The sequence below is a fragment of the Duncaniella freteri genome, assembly GCF_004766125.1.
Taxonomy (GTDB): domain Bacteria; phylum Bacteroidota; class Bacteroidia; order Bacteroidales; family Muribaculaceae; genus Duncaniella; species Duncaniella freteri.
In genome coordinates this window covers 933,580-951,550 of the sequence record NZ_SJSA01000002.1, presented here as the reverse complement: position 1 = coordinate 951,550, position 17,971 = coordinate 933,580, and the positions used below count along the sequence as shown (strand labels likewise).

Sequence of the window (17,971 nt, the reverse complement as noted above, 5' to 3'; positions counted from 1 at the left end):
CAAAATTACAAATAATTCAGCACGTGGTTATTATTTATCAAATGTAAAATATAGTCCGACGCATTCTTGGTAATTTTGCAGGAATTAACAGGCCCCAAATTAAAATCGTATATAATTTATCATATGAACTGGATTTTTTTACTTCTTGCAGGACTGTTTGAAGTCAGTCTCGCGTTTTGCTTAGGCAAGACCAAAACATCTGTTGGCACTGAATTTTATTGTTGGGGTGCAGGTTTCCTTTTGTCAACGGTTCTCAGTATGTATCTGTTGGCCAAAGCTGTCCAGACATTGCCTATAGGTACAGCCTATGCTGTTTGGACCGGTATTGGTGCAGTAGGCACAGTCATCATGGGGATAGTTTTTTTCAAAGAACCCGCTACTCCGATACGACTATTCTTCATCTTCACGTTGATTGCATCCATAATAGGCCTGAAGCTTGTAACAAACTAAACTATTTAGTTATATCCCTGTTTCAGACAAGTGATGTTATGGATTATAGACGCAGGTCGCATAAATGGGTGGCATGAGTGCCACCCATTTATGCGTGATGAAACCGAAATATTTCCCAACTTTCATTATCGATCACCAGTCTAATGTTGCACGCTTTGTCCATGTGTTTGATAAACATATCAACAACGTTGTGAATACACGACTCAAAGCAGACCGAGACATCACCCTGTCAGCCACATCTAATGCAACTCTACTCGTATTTTGAGCGAGACAAAGATATTATTTCAACCACATGATTTCTTGTCATCAATCAGAGTATATTTTTAATCTTAGCAAATGAGCCAATAATGTAGTCAGCACCTGCATTTTGCAGTTCGTCAATAGTCCCATTTCCGTACGTCACACCTGTAGTCTTGCACCCTGCTGACTTACCCATAAGGATGTCTACGCCGGCATCGCCAACAACGAGAGTTTCGTTGGCTTGCCACCCCATTAGGTTGGAAATAGTGAGAACTGGTTCGGGGGATGGTTTTCCGTTCTTGACGTTGTCACCACCAATAATCATGTCAAACAGAGTCGACATTTTCAAACTGTTGACTATTTCTTCAAGCGAGAACCTGTGTCGGCTACTCGCAATTGCCAAATTATATCCGCTGTCTTTCAATTCCGTCAGCGTTTCGGGCACTCCTTCAAATGCAATAATTGCCCCCGGGGTATTATACGTCTTGAAGAGGCGTTGGTATGTCTTAGTGTATATCTCGCCAAGACCCGCTCTATTAGGAAACAGTTTTGACGGAATTTCATGTAATCTTAGCCCGATAGTCGATTTGCATTCTTCGCGTGAAGGAGCCGGCAAATCAAGTTCTTTGAATGTTGCAAACATGGTTGCAAGAATGACCGGTGCTGTATCTGCAAGAGTGCCATCGAAATCAAATATTATGTTCTTAATCATCATCTTTTAATTCAAGATAATTATTATTCCTTATGGTCGCTTGGTTACGTTTGTGATAAATGTATTTGTAGCCTTTTATTTTGAATGATTTGAGACTACAAAATTAACTAAAATTGCCCGATTTTTAGTAACTTTGCATTACGAAACCGTATCAAATTCAAATAACTATAAGAAAATGACAAAGGCAGAAATAGCGAGTGAAATATATTCGCGCATGAGCCGAGAGCGCATGTCGGCGACCGCGAAGCAGGTGACCATCGGGAACAACCCGGTGCGCGGTGCGAAGCACTCGGACTCATCGCAAATCGCAAAGACAACCGGCATCGACAAGGCGGCTGTCGTTACCGTTATCGAACAGTTTATGACAATTGTTAAGGATAGCCTCGCACACGGAGAAAACGTTTATCTCCGCGGCTTCGGTTCTTTTATCGTCAAGACCCGTGCCGAGAAGACTGCCCGCAATATCAGCAAGAACACCACACTCGTTATCCCGGCTCACAACATTCCGGCGTTCAAACCCGCCAACTGCTTCAAAGAGGAGGTCGCCAAGTAAATGAGATTCAATTCCACCGCGAAAAAAGCTATTTCAGCATTACTCATTCTATTGTTGATGGCTGGATTTTATGGGGCAATCATTGCCCTGTGCAATCAGTATCTGCGTGAACATGATATGCTGACAAACACCTCCAAGTTTGTCCTCGGCATATTTATGTTTGCCGGTTTCTACTTCATTTACAAATGGTTCTCGAAACGGATTGACACAATCCAAAAGCAAAATGATTGATGGAATACGAAGATAATGAATACGACGAAAACTCCGTTGATGATATGATGGTCGATTACGACTACCACATCAATACAGGAGACCTTCCCGAACTTTTCGATGAATCATCAGTTGATGAGTTCTTTGCTAAAGGCAAAGCGCTTCGCGATAACATCGCCAGCCTCAACGACTGGGATTGATTATGTGTCCGACAGCAGAATATCCGTTCAGTATAACAGATTTACACACAACTCCGTTAGGTGCTGAACGAATTAGGAAAAATCTCAACTTGACGGAATCTCAGGATGTTGTAAATTTTTGCCGATGTTTCATCCTTGAAGATTTTGCCACATTTGAGCGTAAAGGCAAGAACTGGTATGTTACCGCAGGACATGTGCGCATAACAGTCAACGCAAACAGCAATACCATTATAACTGCCCATAAAATATAATGATTAGACTCCGGTGTGTCATCGAGCATATCACTTACCAGAATCAGGAAAATGGCTGGTCGGTGATGAAAGTCAAGGTCAAGGGATATGACAATCTCGTGACCCTGACCGGCTCGTTGCTTGACGTACCCGTGGGCAGTGTCCTACTTGTTGACGGCGACTGGAGGGTTGACCCCAAATATGGCCAGCAGTTTGTGGCTCAGTCATGGACTGAGGTAATGCCCGCCACTCTTTATGGTATTGAGAAATACCTCGGCAGCGGTCTGGTAAAGGGTATCGGCTCGGCATACGCCAAGGCAATAGTGAGCCGTTTCGGGCTTGAGACAATCGACGTTATCGAAAACGACATCGAGCGTTTGCTTGAAGTGCCTCGTCTCGGCAAGAAACGAATGGAGAAAATCCGCGATAGCTGGGAGAAACAAAAAGACATCAAGGAGGTTATGGTGTTTCTGCAAGGGCATGGCGTAAGCACCGCCTTTGCTGCCAAGATATATCGCAAATATGAAAAGGAGTCTATCTCCAAAGTCAAGGAGAATCCGTATCAGCTTGCAGATGACATATGGGGCATCGGATTCAAGACAGCCGACAGCATAGCCTCGAAGATGGGCTATGAGAAGAACGACCCTCGCCGTTGCCGTAGCGGAATACTTTACGCTCTCAATGAACTTGCCGAGGAAGGTCACGTCTATGCCGAGCCGGAGCAATTGGTTGAAGCCGCAACCAAACTGTTGGAGGCAGAGGAAACGCCCGTGCGTCAGGCTCTCGCCTCTATGATGGAGGCCAAGGATGTTATCGCCGACAACGATGTGGTATATCTCCCTCCTTTCTATCATGCCGAGAACGGTTCGGCAAAGCGGTTGCAGTCTCTCCTTTCCGACACATCCCTTTTCAATTCCGATATTGCCGCAGAACCGGAAGCTGAATATGGCGTAAAATCCGGCGGCATAGTCTATGACGAAGTACAGCAGGCAGCAATACAGAAGGCACTCGACTCAAAAGTCATGGTGCTGACAGGCGGACCTGGCACAGGCAAGACAACCACCACGCAGGGCATAATCGCCGCTTTCAAAGCCCGGCACATGAGCATTCTTCTTGCCGCTCCCACAGGTCGAGCCGCCAAACGAATGACCGAGGCAACCGGCATGGAGGCAAAGACAATACATCGCCTATTGGAATACAATCCGATGGACGGATACAAACGTAATGACGAGAACCCATTGGAGGGTGACGCTCTGATTGTGGATGAATGTTCGATGATTGACATCCTGCTGTTTTACAATTTGATGAAGGCTATCCCATCGAATATGCGCCTGATACTCGTGGGTGACATTGACCAGTTGCCGAGTGTCGGTGCGGGCAATGTGCTTCGCGACATCATCGACTCACAACAGATTCCGGTTGTAAGGCTCACCCGCATCTTCCGTCAGGCTCAGTCGAGCCGAATTGTGATGAACGCCCACGCCATCAATGCAGGTAAATTTCCCAATATCAAGAATGGTCTCGACACCGATTTCTTCTTCATAAATCAGGAAGATGCCGATGAAATGGTAAAACTCATCATCGGACTTGTGCGCGACCGTCTTCCAAAGAAATACGGTTATCCGCCGAAAGAGATACAGGTGCTGACACCTATGCAACGTGGCACGGTCGGAGCGGGCAACCTCAACATCGAACTGCAAACCGCCCTCAATCCTACGGGTCCGTCATTGACTCGTGGCGGTTATACCTTCCGTCTGGGCGACAAGGTGATGCAGATTCGCAACAACTATGACAAGAACGTATTCAACGGCGACATCGGCTATATCACAGCCGTTGATACCAACGAGCGGACTCTGACCGTTACATTTGATAGTCGCCTTGTAGAATACGACATAACGGAACTTGACGAGATTGTATTAGCATATGCCGTCACAATCCACAAGAGCCAAGGCTCCGAGTTCCCGATTGTGGTGATGCCCGTAACGATGAAACACTTCGTTATGCTCCAGCGCAACCTCATCTACACCGGCATAACCCGCGCCAAGAAAATCTGCGTACTCGTCGGCACCACCAAGGCCCTCGCATACGCCATAAAACAAAACACCGTCTCCAAACGCAACACCAAGCTGAAAGAGCGGCTAAACGATAACTGTCTATGACTCATAAATCACACATTCTGATAAAACGGATAACTCTCAGTCTCGTAGCGTTTCTGCTACTGGTCATAATCTTTACGGTATTTGCCAATGTTAAAGTGGAGAGGGCTGCGGCAGGAAAAATCTACACTTCGGTAGATTCTGTACCACACAACAAGGTGGCACTTCTGCTTGGCACAAATCCACTCAACAAATGGGGTCGACCGAACTCATATTTTACAAACCGTATAAAGACAGCTTCTGAGCTGTATAAAGCCGGAAAGGTTGATTATATCATAGCAAGCGGTGACAACCATACCAAGGATTATGACGAACCAACGGCTATGCGTGACTCACTTATGGCTCATGGAGTTCCGGAGGACAGAATCATTCTCGACTTCGCCGGATTCCGCACACTTGATTCTGTTGTTCGGGCGAAAGAGATTTTCGGATGCGATTCACTGACTATCATATCTCAGGCAGACCATAATGCAAGGGCGTTATATCTTGCCGAAGCCAATGGAATTGAAGCTGTTGCCGTTTCAGCACCGTTGAGAGCCGGAAGATGGGTGCGCACTCGTCTTGCCATTCGTGAATGGCTTGCCCGCGACAAGATGATGCTCGATATATGGTTTGGCAAGCAACCGCATTTCCTTGGAGAGAGAATAGAGATTCCGGATGTGATGCCTCAGAAGAGCTATGCCACGGTTGAGGGCATGACAATGAGAATTGTCAGCCCTGACCTGGTCAAAACTCCGGTGGATTCTATGATAGTGGAATTTACAAACAGTCGTGACGCAGATTTGACTACCGGAGAATGGTATCGAATAGACACCAAATCTGATGAAGGAAGCTGGATTCAGGCACCGTACTCAAAAAAGTATCTTGACCTTTTGGCAAAAGGAACTGAGGTATGCTTCAATGGTATAGGATATTCACTGAAACCCGACGGCTCATTTAGAATGACAGTAAAGCCATGGCTTTATGATCTGAGTGATAAGTCTGCCACTTACCGACTCGTCAAGACATTCAGTTATCCTCCATATCCGATTCAGAAGAGCGATACGGCATACGTTGAATTTCAAATCAGATAATCATGCACTATAAATACTGCCCTGAATGTGGCAAGAAACTAATAGGCAAACTGGCAGGCGATGATGGAGCGGTTCCGTATTGTACAGATTGCCAGCGATATTGGTTCGACTCGTTTGCAAGCTGTGTCATTGTCATGGTCGTGAATGAATTTCACGAGATTGCCATGCTACATCAATCATATATCTCTGACGAACACGAAACTTTCGTAGCAGGATTTATCACTCCCGGTGAGACTGCGGAGCAAGCCGCAGTCAGAGAAGTAAAGGAGGAACTTGGTCTTGACATAAAGCGTCTGGAATATGCCGGTACTCATTGGTTTGACAAGCGAGAGCAACTGATGCACGCCTTTATCGGCTATGTCAGCAAGTCCGACTTCACTCTGTCGCCGGAAGTTGATGGTGCCAACTGGATCGCACTTGACGAAGCTCCGTCAAGAATGTTTCCAGACCGACCGGGAAATACTCAACACATTCTGTATCGTCAATATAAATCCAAACTGGGAAAATAATATGTTTAGAATAATAAAATTCGCTTTATACCTCATAGTTATGACTACATGTGCTATGCAAGCTTCCAGTTGTACTCACAATGACAATATTGTCTCTGTCTCTGCACTGGAATTTGAAAAAGAAATCAAATCTGATTCGGTTCAACTGGTTGATGTCCGCACTCCGTAGGAATACACCGAAGGGCATATTGACGGAGCGTTGAATATCAATGTGCAATCAGATGATTTCAAGGAGCTCGCTCAGAGAGAGCTGTCAAAAGACTCTACCGTGCTTGTCTACTGCCGTAGCGGTCGCCGCTCATTGGATGCCGCCGAAATACTGACCGGCCTTGGTTACAAAGTCGTTAACCTCAAAGGCGGTATCATCGAGTGGGAAGAAGATGGACTGCCGATTGTCTCAGAGCAGGAGAATTAAGTTTCGCTTGTCTGAATAGTCTAAAAAAGAAAAAAAATAAATCAATGACAAGAACATCAATTCTGTCGGTAGCCTCGGCGCTGACAATACTTACCGCCTCATGCGGACGCAATAAGGAAAATAAAGAGACTGCCGACAATCAGCATCAGGAGACTGTAGCGAATGTGGACGTGCATGGTCAGTGGTATCTGGATAGCATCGTATTCAGTGACTCCGAATATGTGCGTGTGCGTCCTGACGTAAGGCTTTCAAGCATACACCAGTATATCGTATTTGAAGACAGCACATATTTCATCAAAACCAACTGCAACTCAATTTCCGGTACATATACCGTCAAGGGGGATTCAATCATCCTTGGCGACGGAGCTATGACTGAAATGGCCTGCGACGACATGTCAGTCGAGGAGGCTCTCCGCAGGATTCTCCCGAATATAGCTTCGATCCATATCCAGAACGATTCCATCGCCCGGCTTGACAGCCGCAATCCTTCGGAATACATCGTGCTTCGCAAGGCCCCTATAGAAAGAAAATAATATACCCGAAAAGTAATGGAAGAAAATAAACTGACACCCTTTAGAGATGCTCCCGACACGGCAGTAATAACATGTTGCCATGTGACAGACGATGGCGCACCAGTGCTTTACGTTTCGCATGACGAGGACGACGGCATGTGGCAATTTCTTTGTGGCGGAGAGCATTCGGAAGATGAAGCAAGAATCGTCTCCCTGAGATATATTTATGAGCTTGACCATTCGGTCGGTCTGCTGAAAGATATGCCTTGCGGCAGCTATGCGGAAAGGGAATCTCCGTCAGAGGAGTGGATTGTGAACGGTTAAACAGGAAAATATGACAAAGACAGTCTATCGTTCTAAAATCGATTGGTGGGTCTGGCTTGTTACAATAGGCTTTCTCGCTGTTATATGGCTGTCGGCTATTGGCATGTCATGGTGGTATATCGTTTTTGTTTGCGGAGGTATGACCTTGCTCTATGCTTGGCTTATGTTCGGATGCTGGTATGAGATAGACGGTGAAGACATCGTGATTTATCAGTTCTTCAGACCTACACGTCTGCCAATATCCAAAATCAAGGACGTTAAGAAAACCTCCGGTTATCTCGCTACAGCCGGCATGTCACACCTTCGAGTCTCGATAAGTTTAACAGACCGCTCGGTGTTGAAAAGCTATGCTCCGATTGAAATCTCTCCGAAAGACCGTGATGGATTCATGACACAGCTTAAATCTATCAATCCCAATATTGAAATATTATGCTGAGCAATCGAGTAAAACGAAATATATGGCTGACGTTAACCATTTTGTCATTCCTAATGATTCCTGACAGATGTGCGCGTGTAGTCAATGGTATTACCCATTGGTGGACTTTGCTTGTGACAATTGCTCTATTTGCTATTTGCGAGCATTTCTATATGTGTTATCGAAAGCAGGTCAAACGAGGGAATCTCTTTTGCCGGGTCAAAATATTCAGATGATACAGATAGGCAGATATAAATTGGGATTCGCACCACTGTCGATGATAGTTGTTTTCATCGTCCTCTCGGTATGCGCCATTGTCGCTGCTTTTCAGCATGCACGACCGGAATGGTCTATGCCTTTGTCGCACATCATCATAATCAATGAAGGTATGGCACTGTTGGCAACTCTGGTTTATGGCATATTCGTTCATTTCGCTATTGCAATCATCAATAGACTAAAGAAATGAATATAGAGGAAGTCCGGGATTATTGTCTTTCATTGCCATTTGCCACTGAGAGGAGTCCTTTCGGACCGGACACTCTTGCTATGGAAATTGGTGGAAGAATGTTTTGTCTTATGACACTTGACGTACAGAGGGATTTTTATAATCTCAAAGTCGCTCCTGACTATGGAGTGGAGTTGTGTGATAGATTTTCAGGAATACGCCCCGGCTACCACATGAACAAGCGACATTGGATTTCTGTGGATTTCTACGGCGATGTGCCTGACAGACTTCAGGAACAACTAATATTTCATTCATATTGCCAGACAGCAATGAAACTCCCAAAGAAGATACAGACTCAACTTGGTCTCACAGAATTATTGGATACTTTATGAAAGAACGACAGAAACAAGTGAAGCGGTGCTTTTGGGCAAATCCAAAAAATCCGCTTTATATAAAATACCACGATGAGGAATGGGGACAGCCGGTTCATGATGATGCAAAATTGCTTGAACTGCTTATTCTGGAATGCTTTCAGGCAGGATTGTCATGGGAATGTGTGCTCAACAAGCGAGAGGCTTTCCGCGAGGCTTTCGATGGATTTGACCGCGACACAATCCTTGCTTACGACGAAAAAAAGATTGATGAGCTTATGTCCACTTCCGGAATCATTCGCAATAGAGCAAAAATCAAGGCAGCGATATCTAACACTTCTGTTTTCAAGTCTATTCAGGAAGAATCTGGTTCGTTTGATGCTTATCTTTCAGGCTTGTGTCCCAAAGAGCCTATTTTCGACCATACGTCCACAACCTCCACAATTTCAGATGCCCTGTCAGCCGACCTGCGTAAAAGGGGCATGAAGTTTGTAGGCTCTACGACAATCCACGCCTTCCTTCAGTCCATAGGAGTATTCAACTCACACGCCCCCGACTGCTATTTATATCAGGGCAAATAATAACATTATCCCCATATTGTTGTTAAAGTTATATGGCACGATACTCAAACATATTCGCAGGTGGTATGGCTTCCTGCAATCTAAACGGCAGAAATATCTCTATCATTAACGGAGAAGTGTATGTTGATGGAATTCACTATGTTCCGGAATCTGAGGCCGGAACGGGAGAAGACTACAAACCATTTACACCCGGCAAGATGACAGACCACAAGTTCGATGTTTCATCGGATTTCGATTCCATCATATCGAAAGGATTTGTCGATGTGGTGTTCACTCAGTCTGATAAAGAAGACGATTTTGAGGTCAGAGGAAGACTGCCCGAGAATCTTATCAAAAAGATGAACATTGAGGTCTCAGGTGGAACGCTATACATCTCCATGAAATCAGGTTCATACGAAAACATTGTCGTTCATGGCGAAGCTCCCACAATCTATGTCAGTAACAAGACATTGAAAGATGTATCATCTTCCGGTAGCGGCGATTTTACAGTAAACGGCAATCTGAACGCCTCTGACGGATTCTCTGTTCGCAGCTCCGGCAGTAGCGACTTCAAATGTGGAGTCATCAAAGCAGACAGTAAAGATGTTACTGTTTCCACATCCGGTTCCGGAGATATAGAGCTTGCCGGAGTAGAGGCTTATGTTTTCATGGTACACATATCCGGTTCTGCTGATGTTGACTGCGGCACTGCCAAAACGAAGATATGCTCCATTGACATAAAAGGCTCAGGCGATGTGAAAATCAATGGGAGCACGGAATCTGTTAATTTCTCAATAGCAGGCTCCGGCGACATAGATGCAGGTGACTTCAAGGCAGACACAGGCAAAGCCTCCGTTGCCGGTTCCGGCGATATACGTTGTAATGTCGAACGGCTCTCTGACCGAGTCAGAGGCTCCGGCGACATCCACAACAAATATCATTAATGAGTTGATTCACAAAAGATCTAAAAACAATTTGACTCTTGCAAAATATTCTCTTACAGTATTTCTGATGCGGCTACTTGTGATGGGCGAAGGCTCGGCATTATACCCGACTGCATTCAAACCAAAATGGTCTGCCTGATATAAAGCTCTCTCATTGTGATATTTTTGAGAAATAATTGTGATGGAATCAAAATCATAAAGGTTTCTGACAGCATCAATGGAATTTATTGTTCGCCATCCTTGCCAATGCTCAATGATGCAGGTGTCGGGAACATTGTGAGATACTAATGAATCCCGCATTGCTGTCGGTTCATTCAGCGTATTCGTAGTAGATATCCCATAATGTATCGGGAAAGCCATAGCCACAACATTCCACTGATTTAATCATACGTTGCATACGGAGACTGTAATCTGACATCAATCCATTGGAAGATATGAATTTGACTGCTTTGTTGAAATTGTTTTCAAGAGCGGTGTAAAAAGGCTCGTCGTAATCGCCATATTGAGCAGTCAGGCTACATCCTTGTTCTACATAATAGAGCATCAAATCTGCAATAGCATGAGAATCTGGTATGAGTTTCTTGAACGCGGTTATCAGTTTATTGCATTCTCTGAAACTTGGATCTTTAGGCCAATCATTCCGTCCGTAGAATTGGCTGCGGATTGCTTTTTTGTACTTTTCAAGTTCTGCATCGCTATTGGGTGCAAGATAGAACTCAAGCCAAGCATTGGCTTCCTTGCTTGCGTCGTATAACTGGAGCATGATATCAACAACCTGTTCTTTTGAAAGAGTTGATAAAAGTTTCTTCAATTTAGCTTTAGACATTTCATTACGGTTTTATTAGGTGATATTATTCGGATATTCTGTTAAAGCGGCTTATCCGTTCGTTTACGATACGGACGTAGTTGCGTTTCATCTTATCTGAAAGAAAACTTTTGCCAATAAGTAGCTTGGCTTCTTCGGGGAGTACGATGTACTTGTCGAGAATTCTATCCATACGCTTCTTTACAAGACCAATCTTTATGCCGAATCTCTCAAAATCGAGGCGGCAAGGATGACCTGTCCTGTCGTAAGCATCGCTCTTTTCAATATCAGGCGACAGTCCCCCGTCAAGACCGAGATCATCGCCATTCACATGAAGGCTTGTATTGAGCAGGTCGTAAGCAGGAGCTAAGCGGTAATCTTGACCATCAAGAATAAGAGAGAAATTCTTTAGATGAGCGTCTCCGTTGGCATAGATATAATTGAACACCACAAGTTCAAAGAACCTCTCCATGTCGACCATCCATGCGGCGACATTTGCCCTTATCGCTTTAACTATATCTTCATAGCATCCGTTATATTTGAATTGCGTCCCAGTGGTCTGCTCATTCCGCCCAACTAACGAGGCAAAATCTTCCATCGGTAACTTTGAGCCATCGGCAAGAACATCGAACCGGCGCGTGATATATACCGGCTGTCCTTTTGGCGTAAAGCATAGCCCATTAATAGCAGTCTGTATTCCGTAAACCTGCGAGGCAATCTGCATGGTAAGGTGTTCATTGGCAGGAATCTGTTTGCGGTCTCGGAGAGTATTATCCCAAGGGGCAGGTTTCAATATATGAGTAGAACGATCATTATCGCCTGCTATACTTATTTCGCCACCATTGATTATAGTTGGAAATTTTTCCTGCACACCGGACACCGAGATGCGGTGCATGGCATCTGCAATCTCACCGACATTTCTGAACTCGTCAATGTCAAACCCAAGTATAGGATTCACTTTAATCCTTCCGAAAAGAGATTTAGCGGCCTTGGGGCTGTATGTATCGAATCCCTCTATGAGAGAAGACGGGCAGTTTCTAATTTCAATCATTTTTTATCCTCCTTACATTTACAGCTCCTATAAAATCTCTGTCGGCCATTGTTTCAAGTAGTCCGAAAAAGTCATTTTCGTCAATCTTCAGGACGCGGCATATAACGCGACGGTTGGCTCCCTCAGGAAGCATATTTGAGAAAAAAGGGAATAGATGTTCAGAACTATATGCTGTGACTTTCTTTGGTAAAGTTGCCGATATTGGTGGCATGGCAGATTTGAGATATTCCTCATCATATTGGAAAGAATACCCGGTTCCGGGATTCTGCTCGGAAAGAATTCCGGCCTTTATATCATTGAAATAAACTTCAAGCTGTTTCATACTGTCTGCCTTATGCGATATTCAATCTCAATGCCGAGTACATCAAGAATCTTCTTTACGGTGTTGAGCGCGGGATTACCCTTGCCACGCTCAATGTCCTTAATCGTGGCAAGCCCGACTTGCGCCATCTCCGCAAGGTCCTGTTGGGTTAGAGAAAGGATTTCTCGTCGCTCTTTCATTATATCTTTTAGTTCCATAGTCTGACATAATAAACTTTTACGCAAAGATAAGAATAATTCTTGAAGTCATCAAATAAAAGTATGATAAGCTGTACTTATTGAACGATTAAGTCTATCTGTGAACATCATCAAGCATAAAAGTCTAATATAGTAAACCAATAAAGTAATTCATGAAATATTTGGTGGACTTGTGAAAAAGTATTAAATTTGTGGCCACAAAATCTGAAACAAATGGCAAGACAGCATTGTAACATACTAATCAGCAAAGGCATTCAGAGCTTAAAAGGCTTTGAACGCAATGCGTATGTGCAGGTGCCGTCAACAATTGGCACAACATATCGCAGAACTGTCCGACCGGTTTGTTTCAGTACCTCAACTGACATAAGTTAGTCTACAAATACAGACTACTGAGATATAACGACTGTCGGAAAGTTCTTACCAAGCTTCCCGACAGTCGTTTTTTGTGTCCTAACCGATATAACCTTCTCCATCGCGATTAGCTGCGGACACACATTTCAATAATTGCGCCTTATGACGCATAATTCGCAAAAAAAATGAAGTTTAATGAACAAAAGAAATTATATCGTCAAAATGCTATGATTCAGTCGGACATACGCAGTCTCCCCGATAGTCGTGGCCTTGATGTTATTTTAGTTCCCGATGAATGTGCTGAAATCATCTGTCATATACATAAGGCAATGGAGCGTCTTGCTCCTATGGGTGATGATTGTAGAAGAAGTCTTTGGTTTGAGGTCAAGGGCAAGAGGTGGGAGTGGTACCGCTTGTCGGTATCTACCTATAAGAACCGTCATTATCTTTACATCACTGGAGATCCACATGACCATCATATATTCTGTGATAAGGAAGATTGTAATTCTCATCGCTGGTTCTTCGAAGATATGCTAATTGGAATATTCTCAAAAATAGAGAAATATGTTGTCGGGCTTGTTGATAACATCCTGTCTGCACCCGAACAGCATAATGCGTATGTTGAGAAATATTTGAGTTACTATCGGAGAGAAGGGTTGATAAAGAGGTCGATCCTGAACTCATTGATTGCTGACAATCGCTATGATGGGATTGATATACCTCGGGTAATCAACATCTATGAGAATCAGGTCGAGCCTACTCAGTTCTCCGAGATGACTCTCAGACGCTATATGCACTATTGGCGTATCTCATACGAAGCTGTATATGGCAAGATGTCAGGAGATGATATTGAAGTCTTCCGGCGTTCAAGCAAAGGATACGAGATTAAAGAATATAATCTCGACTCTGAGAATGATTTCAGGAGATGGAAGACAGATGTCTCTCCTTATCATGGTTTTGATGTGGTGTATGCCAGAGTTCCCTTGTACCCCGAATTTACCAATGGGCAATGGCATTTCTATATCGGTACCCACAGCTATTGGAATCTTGATGATTGCTTTAAGGCGATCTTAGGATTGTCTGATGCGGGAATCTCGGTTGAATTGGGAGAAGTCGAACATATACTCGGAATCTTGAATGAGACTGACTATGTTGAGATTACTCCTTATGCATACAGATATATGCAGGGCGATGACATCGGTAGTCAGACGAGGCTTCCTTATGCTGACGAAGTTGACAAGGATGTTATCAGGAAAATAATTGCAAACACTAAGTGGAATAAGATTGAGAGTGTAAGCCCTCTCGCTTAACAACTTATAAATTAGATAAGTTATGAAAATTCAATATGCATCTGACCTTCATCTGGAGTTTCATGAAAACAGCCGCTGGCTGAAAGATAATCCAATCATCCCGGTGAGTGAAGTGCTCGTATTAGCCGGAGACATCGGCTATCTTGGTGATGACAACTACTGCCTACATCCATTCTGGGACTGGTGTGCAGACTCATTCCGTCAGACTATTGTCATTCCTGGCAACCATGAGCTATATAAGAGTTTTGACATAAACGAGTTTCATGAAGGGTGGCAGCTTGAAATCCGTCCTAATGTCAAAGCCTGCTATAACTGTATGGTCCCGCTGTCGGCTGATATTGACCTTATTGCTTCGACACTCTGGGCGAAGATACATCCATGGGATGAATATCAGACCGAACGCGGTGTGGCTGACTTCCACCGAATCCGGAATGGACAGTTCCGGCTCTCGGCGCAGCGTTTCAATGAGGAGCATGATCGGTGCCGCGAGTTCATCGAAAGAAGCGTGGCCGCAAGTCGCGCCAAGCATGTAATCGTGGCAACTCACCATGTGCCATCTTTTGAACTGATGTCTGGCGAGTTCAAAGGAAGTCCCATCAACGGGGCATTCACATCTGAGCTTGGCGACTTCATCGCAAACAGCCGTATCGACTACTGGATCTATGGTCATTCGCACCGAAACATAAACAAAACAATTGGCAACACCCAATGTGTATGCAATCAGCTCGGTTATATTTTCCAAGGCGAGCAAAAGGGCTACCGTAGGGATGCCAGAATAGAAATCAATGACAATGAACTTCAAATTTGACGCAGGTCGGGTATTCTTCACATCAGATACCCATTTCAACCATGCGAATATAATCAACTACTGCCAACGTCCGTTCCGCGACATTCATGAAATGAACGAGACGATTATAATGAACTGGAACAATGTAGTCGGCACGGATGATATAGTGTTTCATCTCGGCGACTTCTGTCTTGGAGGTGCCGACGAGTGGAACCGGATTCTTGACCGTCTAAATGGCAGAATCTATCTCATTCTCGGCAACCATGACCTAAAGAATATCAGGCAGGGTTTCATATATAGGTTTGAACACGTTGCAATGTCAATGTGTATACATATAGGGAAAAAGAAAATCTACCTGAATCACTTTCCTTATCTGTGCTTTGAGGGAGGCTATCACAACGATGTCTGGCAACTGTTCGGACACGTTCATACACGCCCATCAAACACTGGAATAGATGCCGGTCGACTCCAGCATCTGTATTCGACACAACTTGATGTCGGCGTTGACAATAATAACTTCACGCCACTGTCTTTCAATGAAGTTCAAAATAAGATTCAAAGGCAGATTGAGTGGCAAAACACTAAAAATGGCAAACTATGAGTGGAGGATTTAGAAGAATCGTAAACCATTGAAAAGAACGCATCAAGCACGGCAAACCTGTTTGATGCGTTTTGTTTCACGACATAAAACTGCACCAACTTGGTGCAGAAGTTGCAATTTAAACGCATCCGAAGTGACCGAGATCTGTTTTTTTCTACTTCAGTGTTAATTGAGATTCCTTTCTTTATCAAGTCGAGCGTACAGAGCAGGGCGGAGCTTCCGGTTATATTCTTCAATCTCCTTTATTTTGGGAGAAGCCGGTGGTACGACTTCATAGCCGCCATCCAGTCCTGATTTCGGTTCTTCATATAACGTATCCCCATAGTGCACCTTCAACCGTTGGCTGACTTCCTCACGAGTAATCTCACCCTTGACATTCCTGATTGCCAAATCAAGCAAGAGTGCAGATACCGTCAGTTCGGCCACGTCTTGCAAGCCTATACTGACAAGCCATGCATCAGCCTGTTCTTTTATCTTGGGATTATCGCAGTGCGACAACCTCACAAGTTTCCTGATATTTCTCTTCGTATGTCATGGGATTGTCATTCTATGTCCAATGGAAGTAAATTGTCGTCGTTGAAGCGGTCGAAGTCCGACTGAAAGAGTTTGTCTTGGATTATGCGGTATTTCTCAAACTCCGATTCTGCAAAACTCTTGGCAAATTCAGCGGTGATTTTGCCGGCATCTGTCAGAACGGCATCGCCGGACGCTTCAAGAATTATGTCGATTCGTTTTGCCCAGTCCTCCATTGTCATTGGTATATGGCGTTTAGCCATACGCTCTGCCATATCAAGCACCGCATTGACAAGTCGCCCCATGTCGGCAAGTTCCACCTCCTTGAGATAGTTCTTGGCAATACTTACGTCAGGCTTGACAATCTTTCCGTCAGGAGCGTTTTCCCAAGTAGTCAGTCCCATGTGTTCTTTCTCGGCGTTGGCTCGTTCAACGATAAGCTCGGCAGCATTATGACCATGAACAGCGTAGTGCATCTTGTTCTGAACTTTCTTGAAGAACAGTCGGGTGGTGGGAGCGTCTCGGTTGTAGTCGATGGCGGTAGCGTAAATGTCCGTCAGCTTCTGATAGAAACGCCGCTCACTGAGGCGAATCTCCCGTATCTCAGCCAACAGGTGCTCGAAATAATCCTCTCCGATAAATGAACCGTTTTCCATCCGTTTCTTGTCAATCACATATCCCCGGATGGCAAACTGACGCAAAATAAACGTACACCACTGCCTGAACTGCGTGGCTCTGGTGCTGTTCACCCGATAACCGACTGATATGATGGCATCGAGATTGTAGAATTTCAGCGAGCGATTGACCTGACGCTCGCCCTCGGTTTGAACTACCGAGAAATTCTCGGTAGTTGCCTCCTGAGTCAACTCCCCAGTCTCGTAAATATTTTTAAGATGCAGCCCGATGTTGTCAGAAGAGCAATCAAGCAACTGCGCCATAGCCTTCTGCGTACACCACACAGATTCGTCATGGTATATCACCTGTACGCCTGATTCCTTCCCTTCAATCTGAAAGATTAGGAACTCCGCCGTGCTATTTCGTATCTCAAACTTCTTTGCCATTATATCAGGAAGTTATTGTTATTGCAGGAATGGTATAAACGGCCAAAACTAAATATCAGTCTTGTTATCTTGCATACTAATTAATACCAACGGCTCTATATCCATTCATCTGTTTCCAATGTTTATTATAGAGAATTGGTATTCAATAGGTTTTTTCCCAGACTCTAACCATTGTTGCATAAATAATTTGTATTCTTCCAAAATCTTTTTGTCAGTTTCGGATAATTTAGAATGGAATCCTACTTCGTTACAATATATAATAAAATCGTCCCATGAAGCCCAAAATTCCGTAAAGTATTCTGAAGGGAAAACCAACTCTTCATTTGGATGGTCATGCCAAACATAATGTGATGGATGTGTTAAAAAATTCTCAGCTAAGTATCTCTTATATATATTCATGGCCTCGATATTTAGAGAGCTGTATGTTTCTGTTCTTTTCCCTGATTCTTTATCGATTTTGTATTCTTTTGTTTTAGAATAGAAGAAATAATCGGCTATATTATTAAACGAATATTTCTCGTTGATTGCCTTTGTTAGCATCTCAGTTATAATACTATCACTATCTTCCTTTGAGAAAATTGACGATAGATCATTGCTTCCATCTGTATGCAATGATTCGGTAAAAATTACCGAAGTAGTTGAAACTTAAGTTAA

At 44.0% G+C, this 17,971-nt stretch carries 26 protein-coding genes and 1 pseudogene; 18 read left to right on the top strand and 9 right to left on the bottom strand.

The features are described 5' to 3' along the window. Positions 1-123 precede the first annotated feature (123 nt). Positions 124-450: a DMT family transporter gene (locus tag EZ315_RS14300; protein WP_135472683.1), complete on the top strand. Its 327-nt coding sequence runs from the start codon at positions 124-126 to the stop codon at positions 448-450. 310 nt (positions 451-760) lie between these two features. Here the strand turns inward: EZ315_RS14300 and EZ315_RS14295 are convergent, their stop codons facing one another. Further along, the gene (locus EZ315_RS14295) at positions 761-1,405 is read right to left on the bottom strand and encodes an HAD family hydrolase (RefSeq protein ID WP_135472682.1); all 645 of its coding nucleotides are present in this window, start codon (positions 1,403-1,405) and stop codon (positions 761-763) included. A gap of 268 nt (positions 1,406-1,673) precedes the next feature. Here EZ315_RS14295 and EZ315_RS14290 point away from each other — a divergent pair, with 268 nt between their 5' ends. The 14 genes and pseudogenes from EZ315_RS14290 (at position 1,674) to EZ315_RS14225 (ending at position 10,319) form a co-directional block, all read left to right on the top strand. After that, positions 1,674-1,955, top strand: a complete 282-nt coding sequence (locus EZ315_RS14290) for an HU family DNA-binding protein (protein WP_242452632.1) — start codon at positions 1,674-1,676, stop codon at positions 1,953-1,955. A 230-nt stretch (positions 1,956-2,185) separates the two neighbouring features. After that, on the top strand, positions 2,186-2,365 hold the full coding sequence (locus tag EZ315_RS14285) for a hypothetical protein (protein ID WP_135472681.1): 180 nt from the start codon (positions 2,186-2,188) through the stop codon (positions 2,363-2,365). A gap of 2 nt (positions 2,366-2,367) precedes the next feature. Beyond that, positions 2,368-2,616, top strand: coding sequence for a DUF3781 domain-containing protein (locus tag EZ315_RS14280; protein ID WP_135472680.1), 249 nt, complete (start codon positions 2,368-2,370; stop codon positions 2,614-2,616). Beyond that, a complete protein-coding gene (gene recD2 / locus EZ315_RS14275; RefSeq protein WP_135472679.1) occupies positions 2,616-4,754 on the top strand; it encodes an SF1B family DNA helicase RecD2 in 2,139 nt (712 codons plus the stop codon). Before EZ315_RS14280 ends, recD2 begins: the two co-directional genes overlap by 1 nt. Then, positions 4,751-5,824 (top strand): ElyC/SanA/YdcF family protein, encoded by a 1,074-nt coding sequence (locus EZ315_RS14270; RefSeq protein ID WP_135472678.1) that lies wholly within the window; start codon positions 4,751-4,753, stop codon positions 5,822-5,824. Before recD2 ends, EZ315_RS14270 begins: the two co-directional genes overlap by 4 nt. A gap of 2 nt (positions 5,825-5,826) precedes the next feature. After that, positions 5,827-6,333: an NAD(+) diphosphatase gene (locus EZ315_RS14265; RefSeq protein ID WP_135472677.1), complete on the top strand. Its 507-nt coding sequence runs from the start codon at positions 5,827-5,829 to the stop codon at positions 6,331-6,333. 181 nt (positions 6,334-6,514) lie between these two features. Continuing rightward, positions 6,515-6,748 (top strand): annotated as a pseudogene (locus EZ315_RS16745) (rhodanese-like domain-containing protein); the annotation flags it as partial. A gap of 44 nt (positions 6,749-6,792) precedes the next feature. Then, on the top strand, positions 6,793-7,281 hold the full coding sequence (locus EZ315_RS14255; RefSeq protein ID WP_135472676.1) for an META domain-containing protein: 489 nt from the start codon (positions 6,793-6,795) through the stop codon (positions 7,279-7,281). A gap of 15 nt (positions 7,282-7,296) precedes the next feature. After that, a complete protein-coding gene (locus EZ315_RS14250) occupies positions 7,297-7,584 on the top strand; it encodes a hypothetical protein (protein WP_135472675.1) in 288 nt (95 codons plus the stop codon). Positions 7,585-7,594: 10 nt separating this feature from the next. Next, on the top strand, positions 7,595-8,020 hold the full coding sequence (locus EZ315_RS14245) for a PH domain-containing protein (protein WP_135472674.1): 426 nt from the start codon (positions 7,595-7,597) through the stop codon (positions 8,018-8,020). A 211-nt stretch (positions 8,021-8,231) separates the two neighbouring features. Continuing rightward, entirely contained in the window at positions 8,232-8,465 is a 234-nt protein-coding gene (locus tag EZ315_RS14240; protein WP_135472673.1) for a hypothetical protein, read from the top strand. Continuing rightward, on the top strand, positions 8,462-8,836 hold the full coding sequence (locus EZ315_RS14235; RefSeq protein WP_135472672.1) for an MmcQ/YjbR family DNA-binding protein: 375 nt from the start codon (positions 8,462-8,464) through the stop codon (positions 8,834-8,836). The genes EZ315_RS14240 and EZ315_RS14235 overlap by 4 nt, the downstream gene beginning before the upstream one ends. Further along, positions 8,833-9,396 carry a DNA-3-methyladenine glycosylase I gene (locus EZ315_RS14230; RefSeq protein WP_135472671.1) on the top strand — a complete coding sequence of 188 codons (564 nt, stop codon included), beginning with the start codon at positions 8,833-8,835 and terminating at the stop codon, positions 9,394-9,396. The genes EZ315_RS14235 and EZ315_RS14230 overlap by 4 nt, the downstream gene beginning before the upstream one ends. A gap of 32 nt (positions 9,397-9,428) precedes the next feature. Continuing rightward, positions 9,429-10,319 carry a head GIN domain-containing protein gene (locus EZ315_RS14225; protein WP_068960611.1) on the top strand — a complete coding sequence of 297 codons (891 nt, stop codon included), beginning with the start codon at positions 9,429-9,431 and terminating at the stop codon, positions 10,317-10,319. A gap of 9 nt (positions 10,320-10,328) precedes the next feature. Here EZ315_RS14225 and EZ315_RS14220 read toward each other — a convergent pair whose 3' ends face one another. The 5 genes from EZ315_RS14220 to EZ315_RS14200 are packed head-to-tail and all read right to left on the bottom strand — an operon-like array spanning position 10,329 to position 12,694. Further along, the gene (locus EZ315_RS14220) at positions 10,329-10,619 is read right to left on the bottom strand and encodes an ElyC/SanA/YdcF family protein (protein WP_170957565.1); all 291 of its coding nucleotides are present in this window, start codon (positions 10,617-10,619) and stop codon (positions 10,329-10,331) included. A 10-nt stretch (positions 10,620-10,629) separates the two neighbouring features. Continuing rightward, on the bottom strand, positions 10,630-11,145 hold the full coding sequence (locus tag EZ315_RS14215; protein WP_135472669.1) for a DUF6155 family protein: 516 nt from the start codon (positions 11,143-11,145) through the stop codon (positions 10,630-10,632). Positions 11,146-11,170: 25 nt separating this feature from the next. Beyond that, a complete protein-coding gene (locus EZ315_RS14210) occupies positions 11,171-12,175 on the bottom strand; it encodes a HipA domain-containing protein (protein ID WP_135472668.1) in 1,005 nt (334 codons plus the stop codon). After that, positions 12,168-12,497 (bottom strand): HipA N-terminal domain-containing protein, encoded by a 330-nt coding sequence (locus tag EZ315_RS14205; protein ID WP_135472667.1) that lies wholly within the window; start codon positions 12,495-12,497, stop codon positions 12,168-12,170. The genes EZ315_RS14210 and EZ315_RS14205 overlap by 8 nt, the downstream gene beginning before the upstream one ends. Next, positions 12,494-12,694 (bottom strand): helix-turn-helix domain-containing protein, encoded by a 201-nt coding sequence (locus tag EZ315_RS14200; protein WP_107036525.1) that lies wholly within the window; start codon positions 12,692-12,694, stop codon positions 12,494-12,496. Before EZ315_RS14200 ends, EZ315_RS14205 begins: the two co-directional genes overlap by 4 nt. Positions 12,695-13,272: 578 nt before the next feature. Between EZ315_RS14200 and EZ315_RS14195 the strand changes: the two genes are divergently transcribed. Genes EZ315_RS14195 through EZ315_RS14185 form a run of 3 tightly spaced genes read left to right on the top strand, consistent with a single transcriptional unit; the run spans position 13,273 to position 15,743 of the window. Continuing rightward, the gene (locus EZ315_RS14195; RefSeq protein ID WP_135472666.1) at positions 13,273-14,355 is read left to right on the top strand and encodes a hypothetical protein; all 1,083 of its coding nucleotides are present in this window, start codon (positions 13,273-13,275) and stop codon (positions 14,353-14,355) included. Between the two features lie 22 nt (positions 14,356-14,377). Then, positions 14,378-15,163 (top strand): metallophosphoesterase, encoded by a 786-nt coding sequence (locus tag EZ315_RS14190; RefSeq protein WP_135472665.1) that lies wholly within the window; start codon positions 14,378-14,380, stop codon positions 15,161-15,163. Then, positions 15,147-15,743: a metallophosphoesterase gene (locus tag EZ315_RS14185; RefSeq protein WP_135472664.1), complete on the top strand. Its 597-nt coding sequence runs from the start codon at positions 15,147-15,149 to the stop codon at positions 15,741-15,743. Before EZ315_RS14190 ends, EZ315_RS14185 begins: the two co-directional genes overlap by 17 nt. A gap of 165 nt (positions 15,744-15,908) precedes the next feature. On the opposite strand, the gene EZ315_RS14180 is transcribed toward EZ315_RS14185, so the two are convergent. From EZ315_RS14180 to EZ315_RS14170, 3 genes are all read right to left on the bottom strand, one after another. After that, positions 15,909-16,247, bottom strand: a complete 339-nt coding sequence (locus tag EZ315_RS14180) for an antitoxin VbhA family protein (RefSeq protein WP_135472663.1) — start codon at positions 16,245-16,247, stop codon at positions 15,909-15,911. Positions 16,248-16,285: 38 nt separating this feature from the next. Continuing rightward, positions 16,286-17,317 carry a virulence RhuM family protein gene (locus EZ315_RS14175; RefSeq protein ID WP_135472662.1) on the bottom strand — a complete coding sequence of 344 codons (1,032 nt, stop codon included), beginning with the start codon at positions 17,315-17,317 and terminating at the stop codon, positions 16,286-16,288. 105 nt (positions 17,318-17,422) lie between these two features. Continuing rightward, positions 17,423-17,857 carry a hypothetical protein gene (locus EZ315_RS14170; protein ID WP_135472661.1) on the bottom strand — a complete coding sequence of 145 codons (435 nt, stop codon included), beginning with the start codon at positions 17,855-17,857 and terminating at the stop codon, positions 17,423-17,425. Between the last annotated feature and the right edge of the window lie 114 nt (positions 17,858-17,971).